Raw genomic sequence first — 19,163 nt, forward strand, 5'->3', positions numbered from 1 at the left:
AAAATACGAAATAAATACGATTACGATTCATGCCTCTGACCGATCAGTTTACTTAAATGTGAAATCTGTTTTACATTTGCCTTTTTCAAGATCCTGTCCCGATAGGTTGCAACAGTCGTATAACTAAGATTCAATTTGTCACCAACATCCTGAAGGGGAATATCTTTCAAAAGATACTCCGCTATTTCTTGTTCTCGGCCGGAAAATAGGTCGAAGATATTCAATTCACCTTTATGAACTATTTGCTGCATGACCGGATGCCTAGCGAGCAGACGATTTACAAACATTCCACCTAATAAAATTGCCTTTATTGCAGCGAGCACCACCTCTACAGACTCGTGCGGGGATATAAATCCTTTTGCTCCCGCGGAAATACATAGCGGGGCATATACAGATTCACACATTTCCGATATGACCAAAACACGTATATCATTACGCTGTACCTGTGGCTTGGCTGTCACCAATAACCTTTTTATATCTGCCACTTCATCCGTATGCATTCCAAACACCAGCAAATCAATTTGTTGCCTTGATTCGCTAATAGCTTCGATTGTTTGGGAAACATCAGCACAGCTGATAATCTCACAAGGGCAATAATCTTTTAGTAAATGTATTAACCCTATTCTCATCACAGAATAAGACTCTTTAATAATCACCCTCATATCAACATCTAATCAACAACTTTCTTACCTGTCTGCCTCCATATAGAGCCTACGATACAAATACTGTTACCTTACCCCTTCGGTTGACTTTGCATGAATCTATCCTTATCCCACCTTTAATCTTACTACAGGCTTTGGCAGCGTTTCCGCCCCAAACACAGCGGCGTCTTCCTGATTATTTATCAAGTAGCTCTTTATCACAGAATCTTCGATATGATCCAATAATTCGGCAACGCCAAAATAATCAATCGCAATCTTGATATCAATTTGACGAAGGATTTCATAACATTCATCTTCAGATAGACGCGTCATAGTGTACTTCATTACTTTCATTTATCGTTAAAGGAGATGTGGTAGCATCCTGATTCTTCATTGTGCCATATCTAGCCGTGATTAGTTAACAGCACATTCCTAATACGCCAGTACGGTTACCTCAGTCCTGCGGTTGGCTTGGTGTTCTTCACGGCTACACGGCACATCATCGGCACAACGATTCACCAGCTTAGTTTCGCCGTACCCCTTGGCCACCATGCGATCACGGGCAATGCTCCGGCTCACTAAATAATCGACAGCCGACTGGGCTCTGCGTTGTGACAACGCTTCATTATATGTGTCACTGCCGCGGCTGTCCGTATGGCTCGACAACTCGATCTTCAGTGTCGGATTGTCTCGCATTGTGCGTACCAATTCATCCAATATCACCGCCGCATCTGGCCGGATATTGTGTTTGTCGAAATCGTAGTATATGTTTTCTAACTCGAAGGTTTTGCCCACTTCGAAAACGGGTTCCAAGAGCAAGGCGACTTCCAACGTGTCGGATTTAGTGATCCCGACCGTGCTTATTTTCGCGGAATCCGCGTGGTACCCCGTCTTTTGCCCCAATACCGTATAGGTCCGGTTCCCATCAAGTATAAACTCAAACGCTCCGGCATCATAGCTATTCTTTTTGGCTACAATCTCACGCCTGCCGTCATATAGTGTTACGATAGTGGCAGGTAAGCGCTCACCACTGGCCTTATCCGACGTAGTTCCTTTCAGGATAATGATGATCTTAGGTTTCTCATAAGTAAAGGAATAGACATCATCCCGGCCTTTACCGTCTTTCCGGTTAGAGGAAAGATAGCCCGCCATGCCTTCCTCACCGTCGTATGTCGTCAGATAGGCAAAATCGTCGCCCGATGAATTCACAGGATAGCGCAGGTTCTCCGGTTTGTCCCACGTCGCCTTTTCGCCGGTCGACCGGAAAACATCCAATCCGCCCATTCCTGCGAAGCCGTCGCTCGAATAATAGAGGGTGTTTTCTAGCCCGATGTTTGGAAACAGCTCATCCCCGGCACTGTTAATGGCTCCGCCGGCGTTCACGGGCTCTCCCCATCTGCCGTCACCCTGCCTTTCACAATACCAAATGTCAGTACCACCTTGCCCCCCCGGCATGTCGCTTGCAACGTACAGGATTTTCCCATCCCCGCTCAACGCCACATGGCCTATCGAGTATTCCGAAACGTTGTTGTATACGAAGGGCTCTACCGACCATGTACCGTCCGGAAGCCGGGTATAGACATACACCTCAAGCTTTTGCGTCCGGTACTTCCCACCAGCCTCTTTGGTTATGCTGCCGTCTTTACCGGGATACGTCCGCGTCACATATAGGGTATCGCCAGTGGCATTCGCAGCAACTGGACCTACGTGGTAGGGGGCATTGTTTAGTGATTCAATAGCTAATACGGAGTTCGTGAGGGTGTTGTCTGCCTGGCGATCGGCTGTATAAACACGAAGGAACGAATGGCCCGTCCAGCCATATCGGCCAGCGCCTTGCATATATCCATCCGGTTCACCCGTATAGTATACATGGTCCCCGATTGGAAATACCGAAAATTCCGACAGCGACGTATTGATGCCTTCATTCCGCAGCTGGTGAACCGTTGGGTCGGCCATCCACACGACAGCAGAATCACAGCCCGCAATCGCCACGGCAACTGCCTCCGCATCGCCGGTCTCCCTGGCGTATTCCTCCAATTGCTGTTTGGCCTCCACATATTTTCCGTTTGCTTTAAGCACGTCTCCGTACAACAAGTGATTGCCCGCTTCCGAGCCTGCCATTTCCACAACACGAGCGTACCAGTTCTCAGCCGATTCATAGTCGTTCATCTGCACATAGCTGTACCCCAACCGTTCCAGGTCCTGTAGTCGGGGGCGTTTGGTATCCACCAGCTTCACATACAACGCGGCGGCATTTGCATACTCGTACTTCCTGAATAGTTCGTCTGCACGATCGCGCAGGCTGGGCTGTTCCTGTGAAAAGGCAACCCCACCCATGCAAAGCAGGAGCGTCAAAAAAAATAATGGTTGCAGATCGTATCTCATGGTAACTGTCTAATGTCTAATATCTAGTGTCTCATATCTCACGTCTCATATCTCACATCTCCCCTTAAAAAAAACGCGGACTCAGCAAGCGGTTATACCGCCGACCGAATGTAATGCCCAGGGTGATCTCATGCGATCCGTTCTGAATGCTGCTCAGCCGGCTCACGATATGGTCATACGAATAGCCGATCCGCAGCGCATCCGTCAGGTAAATCTGCGTAACCGCAGAAAACGAGTTGCGCCCGCTCAGGCTATTGCCGCTCACCCGGTTGTACTCACGCTTGAAAACGGTAATACCTGTGCGCCAGCCCGCGCCCAGCCAAAACCGCCTGCCGAAGATGAACATCGCATTTAAATCCAGGCTCGTCGGACCCCGGAAATCTTCCTTCACCAGCAGGCTGGGCCGGAAGTCCAGCCCCCTGTTCAGGTTGAATAGCGCTCCGCCGATGAAGTACATGTGCCGCCGTCTGCGGATGTTATCCGTGGTGGTATTGTCCCAGCGGAAGATGTTGTTACTCTGATCGCCCGACAACAGGTCCATCACCGAAACCCCTGCATACCACCTCGGATTGTAGTAATACACACCGAAGCGGACATCCGGCACCCAGTTGCTGATTTTGCCAGCAGGCACGACCCGGTCCCCCCCTTCGATCGGGTCAAGCACCGACCCGTCCAGGCTATACTGCGTCACCCCGGCACCGATGCCGAAGCTCAGCCGCTGTGTATCCTCCTCGTCCAGCCGCAGCCGGAAGGCGTAGTTGGCATAAGCCGAGGTGGCGGCCTGCGGGCCGAGCTTGTCGGCCGTGAGCTGCATCCCTAGTCCATGCCGTTTATTGGCCGGATCAACGATACCATCGACGGACAGCAGGCCGGTCTGGGGTGCCCCATCTAAGCCCACCCACTGGCTGCGAAGCCCCAACTGTCCAAACCACTCTTCCTTGTACCCAGCATACGCCGGGTTGACACTCATCGAATTGAAAATGTACTGTGTGAACTGGATGTTTTGCTGGGCATAGGTTAACTTACCTATACTCAACATCAACATCATGGTAGACATTTTAATGATATTTCTCATAATTCACTTTCAATTATCATTCACCCGTTTCACTGTCTTTTTATCAATAACCATCCCGTGTACTGCGCTCGCTCACTTCCCTTGTGGGTGGTCAGTCGATAGTAGTACGTGCCTTCATTGAGGTCGCCACCATTCCAGTCATTCTTGTAGTTGTCATTCCGGTACACCTCGTTACCCCAACGGTTCACCACAATCACCTCGATGCGGTCGAAGGCCTCAATGCCTTCGATCTCGAACACGTCGTTTTGTCCGTCGCCATTGGGCGTAAACACGTTCGGTATCCGGAGTGGTTTGGGGGTTACCGTAATTGTAATCTTGGCCGATGACACTAGGCCATTTTCGTCGGCAATTTCAAACTCGAAGCTATCTTCGCCAACAAAACCGGGGTTCGGCGTATACGTGATGCTACCGTCGGCATTTACCTCGACCGTGCCATTGCTGGGCTGACGGACAACGCGCACGCTACCCACCACAATCGGGCTGCTACCAGGAAGGGCGTTCTCTAGTACATTGATCTGTGTAGATTCCCCCGAGACGACGGTTGCGACACCGTTATTAGCTTCGGGTCCGACATCCTCCTTCTCCGTTAGCTTGGTAAACCAACTACCCTCATCGGTTACCCCGGTCACAGTGAGGATATCTGCCCGCGTGTGTACGCCGGCTGCTTCCAGCGTCGTTACGTCGCCCAGCCAGTTGCCGCTTCCGGCATACTGCACGATCTGGGCATCGGCATCCATGTAAGCGCTGCCATTTGTAATGGTGTTATGTTGCAAAGTGTATGTGGTGCTCACTCCCTCGTCAGCAAAAATATGCCAGATACGATCCATCCCCCGTTCGGCTTCCGATAGGTCGATATCTGCCGCAAGGTAATCCTGTACACTCACGTATAAGGTGGCGGTAGCTGCCGGCGAAAGTGTGGCGGGGGTGTAGTCGCCCTCAGCGATACCCACCGGGAACACGAACGGCTGGGTATTGCCGTAGTGCTTCACCACGTGCCCCACCGTACTATTGCCCGTTACCACCATTCGGTTGCTGTTGTAGTCTTCAAACCCGCCCTCCGGGCCTACGCCGAGGTCATGGCCGTTAAGTAGTATATCACCCCCATCTATGGCAAACGTAAACCGCTTACCGATGTTCAGGGCGGCAGCCGCCGCACCACTGCCATTGGCCGTTCCATAGCCCGGATCTTCCAAATCCGCCAGCACCAGGTTAGCAGGGTTACGTAGTTCGATGTCCACGTCCAGGAAGGCCGCGCCGTTGCCGTCTATCCTTGTCGGACCGGCGTCGATATCCCCGTAATAAGGGTTCGTGCTCGGATCATGGATAATGATCCGCCCCGTACCCGTGAAGGTTGCCGAGGGTGCTATCCATATGTTTTTACTCCAGATTTCCAACGTACCATGGATTTCCCACTGGCTATTCGGACCGAAATAGGTAGTCTCCGAAAAGCGGAGCTCGACCGTGCCGGGCGCCACGCTCACGGACGCGTTGTCTGCTGTTTCGCTGTCCGAGCCCGTCTGGGCGAAGCTGGCCGCCGAAAACAGCACCAGTATAGCTACAAGGGTGATTATATGTCGTGAAAATTTTATCATGTGAATCGATTTTTCAGCGTCACCTCCAACTGCTGTTGCTTAACCCTATTTCCAATAACTCCACACCGAGCCGTCATAAACAGCCAGCGCCTTGGCATCCGTATCGTAGCACATCATCCCCGGATAAGGGCTGGGCACGTTTAGATGGGGCGACGCCACTTTCGGAAGTATTAACGCTTTATCGGTCGCTTCGAGCACCAGCACCCCATCCACTTCGGTGCTTTTCGCACCGATAACTGTCTGCTTCCCGTTCGCCGTACCCGAATAGGGTAATACGGCACTGTTATCTCCCTCATCCGACAGGTTCATCCAAGCGCCGTTTGTAAACACTTTGACCATTTGGGCATTCTTATCGTACACGAACGTTCCATTTGCGGGTGTTGCAGGTAACGTTTCTACGGCCGGGAGAATGATTCCCTTTGTGGTACCGGAGGCGAAATCCAATACCCCATCGCCATCTGCGGTTCGTTTTCCAATGGCTGTTTGGCCGAGGGCCAACGAACCACCGAAATAACCTACAACAAGTAATAAAACTGATATCTTCATCATTTCAACGATTTTATATTTTTAATCCTGACTTCTTTTTTATTCGTTGCAACTGCGTTGGATACAATTCCAGCCTGTTCCGTTATACAGTTTGAGGCATTGGTCGGCCATTTCATAGACCAGCATGCCTTCCTGCGGATCGGCGATGTCACTCACCTGCTGCACCCGCGTAATCACAAAACCATTTGTTTCCGATTCGATGGCAATGAACCCATTCGGCACGCTTTCCGGCCAGTTCGACCCGAAACCTTCCCTATCGGATACGCCAACTTGCGTAAACTCCGTTGGGGTACCTGTAGCACCCGGTTGTACACAGTAAGTAACACACGTATTGGTAAGCGGATCTTGGGCTGCACCTATCCCCTGCCCCGCGTCACCGCCGTCATCTGCTGCTCCGCCGGTATTGACGAGGTTGGGGATTCCATCGCTGTCAACCCCTCCGGTTTCGCCTATATTAATGCTGCCATCGGGATTCAAGTCGGCAAGCGTGACATTTTCATCACCTTCCAGGGCGTCCGGACAGCCGTCATTATCCGAATCCAAATCCAGGTAATCCGGGATTCCGTCACCATCGGTGTCACATGGCTGAAAATCCAGGAACACGATTTCATTCACGGATGCCCGCTCGGGATCGGCGGAACTATAGCCTTGGCTGGAAATGATCGTAAATTCGATATGCGAAACGTCGGTATACTCTTGTGTAAAGCTTAGTATTACCCCGCTGACATACTGATCAGGCGCAGTTAAATTCTCGGTTCCTAGAAGCACATCGCTATCATCATATAATTCAACCCTAAATTCGTCTATCCATTCATTAATTCCCCAAGGGCCGTACAATTTGATATGGTCAATAATGGAAGGAGTCTGCAAATCCATAGCAAATTCAATGGGTAGATTACCAACATTTGTATACCAATTTGGGAAAGGCCCCGATCCGGTTCCGCCTGCCCCTTCTCCATCAACCAGTTGTTGCGCATTTCCGCTTGTAATGGTTCCGTTTACGGTGATAGAAGCCGTAGTTACAGGTCTTACAACATATAGATCCGGACATTCATCTGTGTCCAGGATACCATCATTGTCGTCATCCAGATCGCACATATCCGCGATACCGTCTCCATCTGAATCGAGGCCTGAACACACGGACGTATTTACATCGGAGGCATTGTTGTCCGTTAAGTTCGGGTCTGTGGCATTTACCGGCAATGTCACGGCCACTTCATTGACGAGATCTCCGGTATATGAAGCGGGTATATCAACCGTTACGGTGTAGGTCACCGTTCCGCCGGGTGGCACTGACACCAAATCATCGATCGCACCGGTTTGCGTACCCGTCACCGAAGTTGTGCCTCCGGAAGAAGCTACCGCTGTATAACTCACATTTGCGGCAGGAATACCTGCGGGCAAGGCATCGGCAACCTGTGCATCCATTACCCCGAACGGCCCGTTGTTGGTAACGACCACGGTATAGGTAATCGTGGTTCCGGGGGTATACGTGTCGGCTCCATCTGTTATCGTAACGGAAAGATCTACTTCAAAAGTAATGGGCGCGGTCACACAGTGCGCGCCTTCGTTTCCGGAACTCACAGGAGAGCTGGATAACTGCAAACGGGTTCCATCGGTAAGATTGAACTGGTAAAAACCTCCGGAATTGCTCACCCCATAGAGTTCGCCGGTACTTGATCCCATCATCGCTCCGAACGGTTGTCCTCCTGTCGCGGTTCCGATAAAGGTTACCGTACCGTTCGTAGGATCGATCGAGATAAGGTATCCGTTGTTATTTACACCATATAAAAGTCCATCATGGGGACTATAAGCTATATCTGACGGATTAATGCTACTTGTCAGGTCGATTTCCGTAGCGGACATCGTTGCGATGTCTATATTATACATCTTGTCTGAAGTTGTTGACCCGGTCGTACTCATTACGTAAAAATTATCCGCATCATCCATCTCCCCGTTATTGTAAGATGCTACAGGAAGTCCGGCAACGGCTCCCAGATTTTCATAGGTACCATCCGCACTGATCTTCAGCAACTGGTTCGAAGCGTTTAACAGGGCGTAGATGTATCCATCTGCTACGCGCAAACCCATTGCATTATAAAGCACGTCTGACGTGACGCCTATCGGGTCATAAGTCAGCGGATTGGTAGAGGTATTAATAACGTACAAGGTGGTGTTCGATCCGCCCGATGATTGCGCCAAATACATTGCATCAGTGCACAAAAACGGATTGCCCGTTACAGGGTCATCGCTGTAACCGAACGTAAGGTATCGGCTGGTATTTTCGGTATTGAAATTGTGTGAAAACACCCACTTTCCGTCCACAAATGTTCCCGGGGTAATCTCTACATTCTCCGTGAAACTGTCGTCGTCGGCAATGACCATGTAAATCTCATTGCTCGATACGGCGAATTCTACACCATAAGCGGACAAGTCTGCTCGGAAATAAACGTCATCTGCCAACTGTGTACGTTGTGAAAGCCATTTTCTGTCAATAACTGCCATATTGGTAACGCCCAGACCTCCCGGCAGTGTAATCGTATGGGTCGGTGTGGTGGTAACGTTGTTATCCCCTAAGATAAAATAGGTCAAATCATTAGTAAACGATGTTCTCGGATCTAAATTACTCGACGTAAAATCGTTGTTTTTAGCGATGGTGAGGATGGTACCGGGATTGACACTTTTCGAAACCCTTTGTTCGAAACCTGAAATATCATCACGTCCAATGCCAAAAATATGGTTGTTATAAACCGTATTTTCGGTACCGTTCCAAATGATGGCTTCGGTAGATGAGAGGTAGTGATCTGTTGCCACTCTACCTAAAGTAACGCCGTATTTGATCGCTAAATATGAATCTACTCTTCTTCTTTCTATAGAAGTTATATTTCCCTGTCCGTAGATAACGGTTTCGGCAATATTACCAACGAATCCACCATTATCACTACCACTGCCTGTCCATCTTGTAGAACCAAAAATATGCCCGCCTAACGGGACTCCCATTGGCCCGGGGCCATCATAGATAGCACCATTAGCGGCACCATTCAATCCTCTGCTATATGGCTGGTTGAGGAAATTATAGTACATAATACTGGTAATATTAGCATCGTGGCCGGGATTAACAGCCGGGAAGTTTGTACCTCCCTGATATACCCTTCTTTCTACATTATTACTCGGCCAAATACCTAAATAGTCCCAATTAGCTATTGTGGTAGTCGTATTATCCATCCCTATACTAAAGAAGTGAGGATTAGGGCTACCTGCCCAGGTCATTCCTTCTTTAGTGACCATAAAAAGGTCATTATTCTCATTGAAAATGGTCTGTACAGATCGCGTTCCTATGGTTTCATTAATGGTTGTAAAATTAATCCCTGGATTAAAGTTAAAATACGTTTCTTCTCCATCTTTAAAGTTAGGCAAAGGATTTCCACCAACCGCAGACGCAACCGTATTCCCAAAGAAATCGGTCCAAGAAGTCACATCTGTTCCGGTGCCGGTATGGGTAGCCAGTTTATCCGCCCTGTACCAATACGACAGATTTCTCGCTACGCCCCCCGGTGCATAGGCAAACCCAGCGAAGGTAAAATATATGCCGTTAGCGAGCGTTACCGTAGCGGTGTTGTATACTACGCCATTAACGGTTACCTCATTAGCCATCGGCGTAAACGCGTCCGTAACATCAATGATTTCATCGGCAGATTGCACCACATATAAATTCTCAATGCCCTTTGGCCAAGCGATCGTTACGGTTCCTACACCACCCGTATTTTGAGCTTTCCAAAGGGCTTCAAACCGGAAGTTGGTTGTCCCGTTGGCCCCGGCTGTGTAGGCCAACGGTGTCGTCAGTTGCTGTTTCAAGCCGTTGTCTCCTACTACCAGGAATTGCCCTTCTGCAAGGTCTTTGGTATTGTCAGCATTCATGGCAAACAGGGAGCTGCCGTGCCCAATAACAAGTTTCTGCCCGGGGTTGATGCTATTGGATTGTTTCTGATGCAGCGCCGAAAGTTGGTCGTGGGCTATGCCAAAGACATTGTTGTGATAAGCTGAATTGGCCGTTGTGCCTGGCCAAACATTATTTTCTTCCGCATCCAAGTAGTCAAAACCCTGGCCCGCATCGTCCCGCAGTGTGACGCCATATTTGATTCCGATATAGGAGCGGACCCGTTGTTTTTCCAGGGGGGTCAGGTCCCTTTCGTAGGCAATCACTTCCCCGATTACGCCGTTGTTTACTTCGCCTTGCGAACCGAGTATACTCCCATTGGCCAGCAGGGAGTTGCCCGCTGTTCGGGTTTGCGTAGTAGCGGCATCCCTTCCGTTCAGTCCATATTTTATACCGGCGACATCAACCGTATAGGATACATCGGTCAGTAAGAATTCATTATCAGGATACGCATTGGGGAATGCCGACGTGGTGGAGTTATACAATACAATATCATTGTTCAACTTTGTTATTGTGGGAAGGTTCGCGTTTCCTAGCCCTGCCGTCGGTGTAGTCCCGCCAAAGCCTAAGATGTCCCGATAGCCACTGGTTCCTCCGGGGCGGGTTAGCGTAGCGGTGAAGAATGTGCCGCTTAACCCGTTGGCGGAAAAAGGCTTTCCGGCTGGCACGACCATGAAGCGTCCGTCGGCCGATGCACTACCGCCAAAATCGACAACCGGATTGAAATTAAATGCCTCGGCTGCCACGAAAGGTTGGCGGTTGCTATTGGTTTGGGTATAATCATTATCCGCTATGGAATGGTCGACCCAAGTATCTGCGGCAAATCCCTGGTTTGCCTTAAGCCATATGCGCAGGTCGGCCAAAACCCCCCCCGGTGCGAAGGCATATCCGGCAAGGGTAAAGTACTCGCCATCATTAAGCGCAATGGTAGCCGTATTATAATCCTGCCCGTTGATGGTCGTTAGCCCCGCCATCGGAATGAAGTCGTCCGCCATATCGATCGTTGCATCGGTAGAGCGCACCACATGCAAATTAGCAATCCCCACGGGCCAGGCCATTGTTACTGTGCCAACGCCGCCCGTATTTTGGACCTTCCATACCGATTGGAAACGATAATTGACCGCTCCTCCCGGTGCACCCGGATGGGCCAGTATCTCTGTAAGCACCTGTTTTTGGCCATTATCACCCACCATGAAGAATTGCCCCTCTACAAGATCATTGGTATTGGCGGCATTGGTATTGAAAAGCGAACTCCCGTTTCCTATGACTAGCTTTTGGTTATTATTTGCACTTCGGGATTGCTTCTGGTGTAATGCAGACGTATTATCCCTTGCAATACCAAAAACATTGTTGCCATACGTACTATGGGCGGTGGCATTCCATACGTTGACCGCATCGCTACTCAAATAGTCTGAAGTGCTTGTTCCAGCGCTATTTTTCAACGTAATGCCGTATTTGATCGCCAGGTAGGAGTTGATCCGTAACTTTTCATCACCTGTTGAATTTTCATGGTCGACGCTATAGGCAAACACTTCGGGCAATCCACCAATAAATCGCTCATTACCAGCCCCTGTCAGAAATACCGCTTCTGACCCGATGGCGAAATAGCGATCATCAATGGATCCGATGTGCGTGGTTGTGTTGCCATAAGTTGCCCCGTTAAAATTCAGGTAAACGCCATTGTTTACCGCTCCCGTTCCTTTCCACGCCATTCCTCCGATGTGGGCTCCGATCGCGGTAAGTGATAAACCCTCCTCCATTACGATGCCATTGTCACGCCATACCGAGTACCGGTCGTCCCTTCTGTTCAGGTTGGGTTCGTCATCGCCCCAGCCGTAGGGCGTGCGCCAATTCCCCACATCCCCATTATCAAACATAACACCATACACGGAGCCTTGGCCGCTTGCGGGGAAATAATCGCCTATTGCACCCGCGTCCCGATAGAAAAAATCTCCCCCATCAAAGTAATAGAACGGATTAAAATTCAAGAAGTAGTTTTGATTATCGGCTGCATGAACGGCATCAAGGATCAAATTGGGTTCGTAAGTCGTGTTGTTGGTTTGGGTAACCTCCCGGCCGTTTCCGGAAAGGTCGGCCCAACTGGCCTTTGCCCCCGCAATTGCCGTTCCGTCGTCTGCTTTGTGCCACATCAATAAGCCTTCCGTTACGCCACCGGGGGCGTAGGCATACCCGGCAAGTGTAAAGAACTCTCCATCCGCCAGTACTACGGTTGCTGTATTATATTCGACTCCATTTACCGTAACTTCATCGGTCATCGGAGTAAACGTATCGGTATCTTCAAAGGTTTCATCGGTTGATTGCACCAAATACAGATTACTCATTCGCTTCGGCCAGGCGATCGTTACTGCACCCATATTACCCGTATTCTCTACTTTCCAGATCGACTCAAAACGGAAATTGGTTTCACCATTGGTTCCGGCGGTATAGACTAAAGGGACATTTAATTGTTGGTCCAAGCCATTGTTCCCCACCAATAGGAACTGTCCGTCGGCAAGGATGTTGGTATTGGCCGCATTGGTATTGAAAAGTGTATTTCCGGCACCGATGATTAATTGCTGGCCTTGATTGGTGCTTTTGGCTTGCTTTTGGTATAATTCCGAACCATCGTCCCTTCCGATTCCCAAAATATGCTGATTGTAGGTTGCGTTATCGGCGGCATTCCAAATGATAGCGGAAGAAGAATTTTTATAATCGCTCGCTCCTGACGCATAAGTAACTCCGTATTTAATGGCCAGGTAAGACTCTACCCGATCCATTTCGTCGGCGTTCAAAGCAGCATCAAAAATTATCACTTCGTTTACCTGACCATTGACCGCACCCCAGTTGCTATCCCATCCGACCCTGATATCCCTGGAAGCGTCATTGATCACTGCATTCTGAAGTTCCGTGTTACTGTAGAGCGATCTCACACCGTTTAACGATACAGTAGATGAAGCATAAAGCGCACTTGCTCCCGTCCCATTCTCCCAATTGGCTCCCGCAATAAAATAACTGTCATCTTCGAACTGATTGCTACTTAACCCTTGGTAGCCGGGGCCTCCGGTATAAAACAATAAATTATCCAGCCCATTATTGGAGGTGTGCAAACCCGGATAATCCATGGAGGCATGAAAACCCAAAATCCCGGCCGGGCCTACGGTGTTAAAATACCCTGCAGCGTACATTGTTCCATTTGTACGGTCTATTATATTAACCCCGGGAGTGGGAAAATATTCCAAATAGTCTGCATTGAATGATACCGTGGGGTTAAAGTTGACCAATGTGGTGGCATTGGAATAGACCGGCCGCGATCCCACCGTATTCTGGATTAAATTGTGGCCGGTACCCAAATATTCGTTCCATTGCTGTACCGGACCATTGTCCGACGCATGTGTGGTCCCTGCGTCGGCAAAAACGGTCGTCGGGGCATCGGCTTTATACCATGCAGCGGGTGTAACGCCTCCGGGAGCCTGCGCATACGCGTCAGACAGGGATACACACGCCAGAAAAGCAGCCGGTATTAATAAATACAATCTTCTCATCGTTTTGACTTTCATGTATTACCTTCAACCGTTTATTGCTGACCTAGCAACTGTTCGATTTTCGCTAGTTTCTCTTTCAGCTCCGCCAGCTCTTTTTGTTGCTTTTCTAGCTGCGCCTGTTGTTTATCCAGTAATTCCTGTTGTTCGATGGTATGGATAAACAACTCTTCGATTTTTTCGAGCTGCTGGATGGAGAGCGAGGTTAAATCAAACGTGTATCCATTTGCTGATTTCGATAAATCGGCAATCCGGGTGATACCGGGCAAATGGTGATTTTTCGTGATGAACTTCTTGACGTCGTTCAACGAGGCAAACTCGTACTTCGCATTCAGATCAGAGTGTCCGTTAAAATATTTTTCAAACACATAGTCGGCATACAGACTGTTGGTTGTATATAGTCGGCCCGTGGAGGTGATATTACCATCGACGTGCAGTTTGACAGTTGAAGTCAGGTTCTCTCCGTCGACAGAAAGAACCGGGATTTCATTTGTTCCAATGGCGATGCTACCGGTTTGGTAAATTTCCTGGGCATTGTCGGTGGCTTTGTCTGTGGTTCCCTGCACTTGCCAGGGTTCTATGGCAAATGCATCGGTAGCTACCGTTTTCAATACCCCATCGGCATCGGCTACCACAATATTGTCTGTGCTTGCACCGACATTGGTATTGATATCGCGGATTCGTGCATTACCTGCAGTGACATCTAATTTTTCCGAAGCATCTAACCCGTCTGAACCGATTCCGAGGTAACCTTCCGAAGTAATGTAAATTGCCGGATTTGGTGCTAATCCTCCTCCCGGAGAAGTGTCAAATCTGACAAACGTAGGATTTGCTGTGTATCCGGTACCGATTACAAAGTTGGTCGCATTACCGCTGGCTATCACCTGCGTACTTCCCCCATAAAATGCCTGTACATAAAGATTTGTGTTATTCCCACCCAAGAATCCCATAGAAGCGGATCCCGAGGAAGGTAAGAGGTTGTTTTGAGTAATGCCTCCGTTTGGACTCCAACCGGTTTGCTGGTTTGTGCCGGCAAATTCAAGACTCGATCCGTTCAAATCCAATATACGATCTCCGGTAAGGGCTCCGTCGCTGTTGTAAATATTGACATTGGCCGGTTTCCAGGTCGTCCCATCGTTCGTGTAGATATCGCCTGTGCTTTCGTCCACATAGATATCGCCGGCTGTCCCAGTGGTACCGGCGGTGGTGGGATCACCTACACCGCTTTGGGTCACGTCGAAAGTGGTCGGCGTGCCGTCCTCGCTCGTATAGGTGTACGTGCCGTCGGTGTTGTTAACCAGTGTGGTCACCGTCTCGTTCGCCTGCACAAGGTCCCCGAAATCGATCGACTGCGGGTCGCCGGCAGCGTCCACATACGTGAACGACGTGCCGTCGTAGTAAACATTGCCCCCAACGCTGGTGCTGGTCAGCTGCTCGATCAGTTCGTTCAGTACGTCCGCGTCGCCGATGATCGTCTCGAAATTGCTGATCACGTCCGCAGGGATGTCGATCACAATGCCCGAACCCGGGACCGGGTTCCCGTCGTCGTCAATCCCCGCCTCGTTGTAGTACGTGTAGGTGCCGTCCGTGTTGTTAACCAGTGTGGTCACCGTCTCGTTCGCCTGCACAAGGTCCCCGAAATCGATCGACTGCGTGTCGCCGGCAGCGTCCACATACGTGAACGCAGTGCCGTCGTAGTAAACATTGCCCCCAACGCTGGTGCTGGTCAGCTGCTCGATCAGTTCGTTCAGTACGTCCGCGTCGCCGATGATCGTCTCGAAATTGCTGATCACGTCCGCAGGGATGTCGATCACAATGCCCGAACCCGGGACCGGGTTCCCGTCGTCGTCAATCCCCGCCTCGTTGTAGTACGTGTAGGTGCCGTCCGTGTTGTTAACCAGTGTGGTCACCGTCTCGTTCGCCTGCACAAGGTCCCCGAAATCGATCGACTGCGTGTCGCCGGCAGCGTCCACATACGTGAACGACGTGCCGTCGTAGTAAACATTGCCCCCAACGCTGGTGCTGGTCAGCTGCTCGATCAATTCGTTCAGTACGTCCGCGTCGCCGATGATCGTCTCGAAATTGCTGATCACGTCCGCAGGGATGTCGATCACAATGCCCGAACCCGGGACCGGGTTCCCGTCGTCGTCAATCCCCGCCTCGTTGTAGTACGTGTAGGTGCCGTCCGTGTTGTTAACCAGTGTGGTCACCGTCTCGTTCGCCTGCACAAGGTCCCCGAAATCGATCGACTGCGGGTCGCCGGCAGCGTCCACATACGTGAACGACGTGCCGTCGTAGTAAACATTGCCCCCCACGCTGGTGTTGGTCAGCTGCTCGATCAATTCGTTCAGTACGTCCGCGTCGCCGATGATCGTCTCGAAATTGCTGATCACGTCCGCAGGGATGTCGATCACGATGCCCGAACCCGGGACCGGGTTCCCGGCATCGTCGATCCCCGCCTCGTTGTAGTACGTGTAGGTGCCGTCGGTGTTGTTAACCAGCGCCGTCAACGTCTCGTTCGCCTTAACCAGGTCCCCGAGATCGATCGTCTGCGTGTCGCCGGCAGCGTCCACATACGTGAACGCAGTGCCGTCGTAGTAAACATTGCCCCCCACGCTGGTGCTGGTCAGCTGCTCGATCAATTCGTTCAGTACGTCCGCGTCGCCGATGATCGTCTCGAAATTGCTGATCACGTCCGCAGGGATGTCGATCGCAACCCCCGAACCCGGGATCGGGTTCCCGGCAGCGTCGATCCCCGCCTCGTTGTAGTACGTGTAGGTGCCGTCGGTGTTGTTAACCAGCGCCGTCAACGTCTCGTTGGCTGTGACGATGTTCTGTATCTCCGTGTAGATGTCGCTCGTGTTGTCCTGCAAGTCCGTCAGCACGTCGCCGGGGGTGTCGATAACCACTGTGGTGCCGTCCGCACCGGTGACCGTGTACGTGCCGTCGCCGTTGTCCATAACCGTCGTGGTGTTCGCATCGAAGGAAACAACAGTCCCGTCGGCCGCCGTGTGCGTGAACGTGCCGTCGCCGTTGTCAACCAAAGCGTCGCTGCCAGCCGTGATGATGTTCCGGATCTCGTTGTAGATGTCGCTCGTGTTGTCCTGCAAGTCCGTCAGCACGTCGCCTGTAACATCGATCGTCACGGGGGTGCCGTCCTGGCCGATGACCGTATACGTGCCGTCACCGTTGTCCGTGATATCCGAACGGGTTCCATCGAACGTCACCTCCGTGCCATCGGCCGCCGTGTGCGTGAACGTGCCGTCACCGTTATCAACCAGCGCGTCGCTGCCAGCCGTGATGATGTTCTGGATTTCCGTGTAGATATCGCTCGTATTGTCCTGAAACTCCGTCAGCACATCTCCTGCCACATCGATCGTCACCGTGGTGCCGTCTGCATTGGTAATGGTGTAGGTACCGTCGCCGTTATCCGTCACCGTCGAGGTGTTCGCATCGAACGTCACCGCCGTGCCGTCCTCGCTGGTATAGGTATATGTGCCGCCGCCATTGCTGACCAACGTGGTCACCGTCTCGTTCGCCTGCACCAGGTCCCCGAAATCGATCGTCTGTGTATTGCCGTCGCCGTCCACGTACGTGAATGCCGTCCCATCGTAGTACACATTGCCCCCTACGCTGGTGTTGGTCAGTTGCTCGATTAGCTCGTTTCGTACGCCTTCATTATTCAGTATCTCCTCGAAGTTACTGATTACATCGGCTGGAACGTTAATCATGGTTTCCGTGCCAGCCTCGCTCGTATATGTATAGGTCCCGTCTCCGTTGTTTGCCAGCATGGTCACCGTCTCATTGGCCCTTACAATCTCTTGCAAATCGATGGTTTGGGTGTTCCCCTGATCGTCAACGTAACTAATCTCATACGAAGTAGGGTTATAGCTAATATTGTTCGCACCATTCGTAACGGTACCAGCGAGTACCCATTTGGTTCCATCGTTGTAGTAAATACCCGGTACGACATCATTGGCGGTCGCCGTATTGTATACCATCATCCCTGCTACGTGTTGCGACAACGGGGTAGCTTCGGTACTGCTAGTCAGCATCACACGGGTATGCAGCAACCCTTTGTTGGTACTTTCCAATTCCAATATGGCATTCCCGTTTGGAAGCGTATTGCCTTCAACCGTACGATCTTTTACCTTTTGCTGCGAAAACAATGCCCCTACAAATAACATGGAGGCAATAGTAAGTAGTAGATGTTTGTTCATTTTTTTGTAAAGATTAACCTGGAACTGTTTCGTTATCGGGCATTTATTTGGTTCGATTTCGGGTATCGTGACTTCTCAATGTTAAATAAGGAATCGAAAAGGTCTTACGGCTTGTGCTATTGATGTCGTAGCGGCCACTGTAAGTGCAAAATACGCTATCTCATGATGAAGGGACCAGTTGTGCTTGGCCTCTTAATAACGCGATGGATGACATCAAAAGCATCCAAAATCGCAATTGGTTATTCGTATACATGTTGGTAGATGTTTTAAACCTTTCGGCAATATTCTGATAGGTATTTCCACGTACTGCCACCCCAATTGTGCGATGGTGTGCTTTAATATAATTCGGTTAGAAGTGGTAGATGTCTCCTATCTTTAGAAACAAAGAAAATGTTTTGAATTGAACAAAAATGACAATGGATCTATATATAACTAATTATTGCTATTAATTTTCAATAAAATAGCATATTTTTGCTACGTTCGCTGTTTTCTATGCTTCGGACTTATTACTAGCTTTGCTGCCGTTTACACTCCATCACTACTAACAAATTTGCCCATGCACCCAATAGGAAGCCCAATCGCTGTCATTTATGATGACCATTTGTTGTTTGCGGAATCCTTTTCTGCGGTTCTTGAACGGCTAACACTTTTCAAGTCGGTGCATGTATTTGTTGGTGACGAACAGGCCTATCTGCGGTTTTTGGTAAAAAATTTCGATGAGCCGGTCTATTTATTCCTTGACTACTATTTGCCCCAAAAGAATGCACTTACGTTAATCAACGAGACGCGTCGAATCAATAAAAAAGCACGTGTCATTATAGTGAGCAGCGTAAGTACCCCCAGCATCATCAACCATATTTTAACATACGATCCCGATGGATTTCTTAGTAAGTCCAGTGGTGTCGATATCGTTGTAGACTGTCTGCGTACGATGTCAGAAGGCCAACTTTATATTTGTCCGGTTATCCGGGAAATTATTAATACCAAGTCCCTTCCTACAGATACCGTCCCGTTTACCGCCCGTGAACTTGAAATGCTCCATTATTTTGCGCAGGGGTTATCGATTATTGATACAGCAACTAGAGCCCACCTCAGTAAACATACCATTGTAGCGCACCGCCGCAAAATGATGACAAAGGCCCAAGTAAACTCTATTACGGAACTATTGGCCTATGCGAGAAGCAAAGAATTGATTTGATTTTTTTTTCAACAGTCATCCATTTTCAAT

Annotated in this window: 9 protein-coding genes; 1 reads left to right on the forward strand and 8 read right to left on the reverse strand. The window is 50.0% G+C overall.

The features are described 5' to 3' along the window. Nucleotides 1–20: 20 nt before the first annotated feature. The 8 genes from BMZ56_RS15925 to BMZ56_RS15960 all read right to left on the reverse strand — a co-directional run bounded on the left by BMZ56_RS15925 (nucleotide 21) and on the right by BMZ56_RS15960 (nucleotide 17,935). Nucleotides 21–629: a LuxR C-terminal-related transcriptional regulator gene (locus tag BMZ56_RS15925; protein WP_245893263.1), complete on the reverse strand. Its 609-nt coding sequence runs from the start codon at nucleotides 627–629 to the stop codon at nucleotides 21–23. A gap of 138 nt (nucleotides 630–767) precedes the next feature. Next, nucleotides 768–995: a hypothetical protein gene (locus BMZ56_RS15930; protein ID WP_090628365.1), complete on the reverse strand. Its 228-nt coding sequence runs from the start codon at nucleotides 993–995 to the stop codon at nucleotides 768–770. Nucleotides 996–1,073: 78 nt separating this feature from the next. Further along, the gene (locus BMZ56_RS15935; RefSeq protein ID WP_090628367.1) at nucleotides 1,074–3,026 is read right to left on the reverse strand and encodes an OmpA family protein; all 1,953 of its coding nucleotides are present in this window, start codon (nucleotides 3,024–3,026) and stop codon (nucleotides 1,074–1,076) included. A 64-nt stretch (nucleotides 3,027–3,090) separates the two neighbouring features. Continuing rightward, nucleotides 3,091–4,083, reverse strand: coding sequence for a PorP/SprF family type IX secretion system membrane protein (locus BMZ56_RS15940; RefSeq protein ID WP_090628369.1), 993 nt, complete (start codon nucleotides 4,081–4,083; stop codon nucleotides 3,091–3,093). Between the two features lie 47 nt (nucleotides 4,084–4,130). After that, on the reverse strand, nucleotides 4,131–5,693 hold the full coding sequence (locus tag BMZ56_RS26000; protein ID WP_090628371.1) for a T9SS type B sorting domain-containing protein: 1,563 nt from the start codon (nucleotides 5,691–5,693) through the stop codon (nucleotides 4,131–4,133). A gap of 45 nt (nucleotides 5,694–5,738) precedes the next feature. Then, complete coding sequence (locus BMZ56_RS15950; RefSeq protein WP_090628372.1) at nucleotides 5,739–6,242, reverse strand: phage tail-like protein; 504 nt, start codon at nucleotides 6,240–6,242, stop codon at nucleotides 5,739–5,741. A gap of 36 nt (nucleotides 6,243–6,278) precedes the next feature. After that, nucleotides 6,279–13,718 (reverse strand): DUF8202 domain-containing protein, encoded by a 7,440-nt coding sequence (locus BMZ56_RS15955; protein ID WP_177195172.1) that lies wholly within the window; start codon nucleotides 13,716–13,718, stop codon nucleotides 6,279–6,281. A gap of 32 nt (nucleotides 13,719–13,750) precedes the next feature. Next, on the reverse strand, nucleotides 13,751–17,935 hold the full coding sequence (locus tag BMZ56_RS15960) for a phage tail-like protein (protein WP_143072944.1): 4,185 nt from the start codon (nucleotides 17,933–17,935) through the stop codon (nucleotides 13,751–13,753). 556 nt (nucleotides 17,936–18,491) lie between these two features. On the opposite strand from BMZ56_RS15960, the gene BMZ56_RS15965 reads away from it, so the two are divergent. Continuing rightward, on the forward strand, nucleotides 18,492–19,133 hold the full coding sequence (locus BMZ56_RS15965) for a response regulator transcription factor (protein WP_090628377.1): 642 nt from the start codon (nucleotides 18,492–18,494) through the stop codon (nucleotides 19,131–19,133). The last annotated feature ends 30 nt before the right edge of the window (nucleotides 19,134–19,163 follow it).

Source organism: Parapedobacter indicus (assembly GCF_900113765.1).
Taxonomy (GTDB): domain Bacteria; phylum Bacteroidota; class Bacteroidia; order Sphingobacteriales; family Sphingobacteriaceae; genus Parapedobacter; species Parapedobacter indicus.

What these genes read in the sequence shown, in the direction of transcription:
- BMZ56_RS15925 (WP_245893263.1), bottom strand. Translation starts at nt 629, where the DNA reads ATGAGAATAGGGTTAATACATTTACTAAAAGATTATTGCCCTTGTGAG.
- BMZ56_RS15930 (WP_090628365.1), bottom strand. Translation starts at nt 995, where the DNA reads ATGAAAGTAATGAAGTACACTATGACGCGTCTATCTGAAGATGAATGT.
- BMZ56_RS15935 (WP_090628367.1), bottom strand. Translation starts at nt 3,026, where the DNA reads ATGAGATACGATCTGCAACCATTATTTTTTTTGACGCTCCTGCTTTGC.
- BMZ56_RS15940 (WP_090628369.1), bottom strand. Translation starts at nt 4,083, where the DNA reads ATGTCTACCATGATGTTGATGTTGAGTATAGGTAAGTTAACCTATGCC.
- BMZ56_RS26000 (WP_090628371.1), bottom strand. Translation starts at nt 5,693, where the DNA reads ATGATAAAATTTTCACGACATATAATCACCCTTGTAGCTATACTGGTG.
- BMZ56_RS15950 (WP_090628372.1), bottom strand. Translation starts at nt 6,242, where the DNA reads ATGATGAAGATATCAGTTTTATTACTTGTTGTAGGTTATTTCGGTGGT.
- BMZ56_RS15955 (WP_177195172.1), bottom strand. Translation starts at nt 13,718, where the DNA reads ATGAGAAGATTGTATTTATTAATACCGGCTGCTTTTCTGGCGTGTGTA.
- BMZ56_RS15960 (WP_143072944.1), bottom strand. Translation starts at nt 17,935, where the DNA reads ATGAACAAACATCTACTACTTACTATTGCCTCCATGTTATTTGTAGGG.
- BMZ56_RS15965 (WP_090628377.1), top strand. Translation starts at nt 18,492, where the DNA reads ATGCACCCAATAGGAAGCCCAATCGCTGTCATTTATGATGACCATTTG.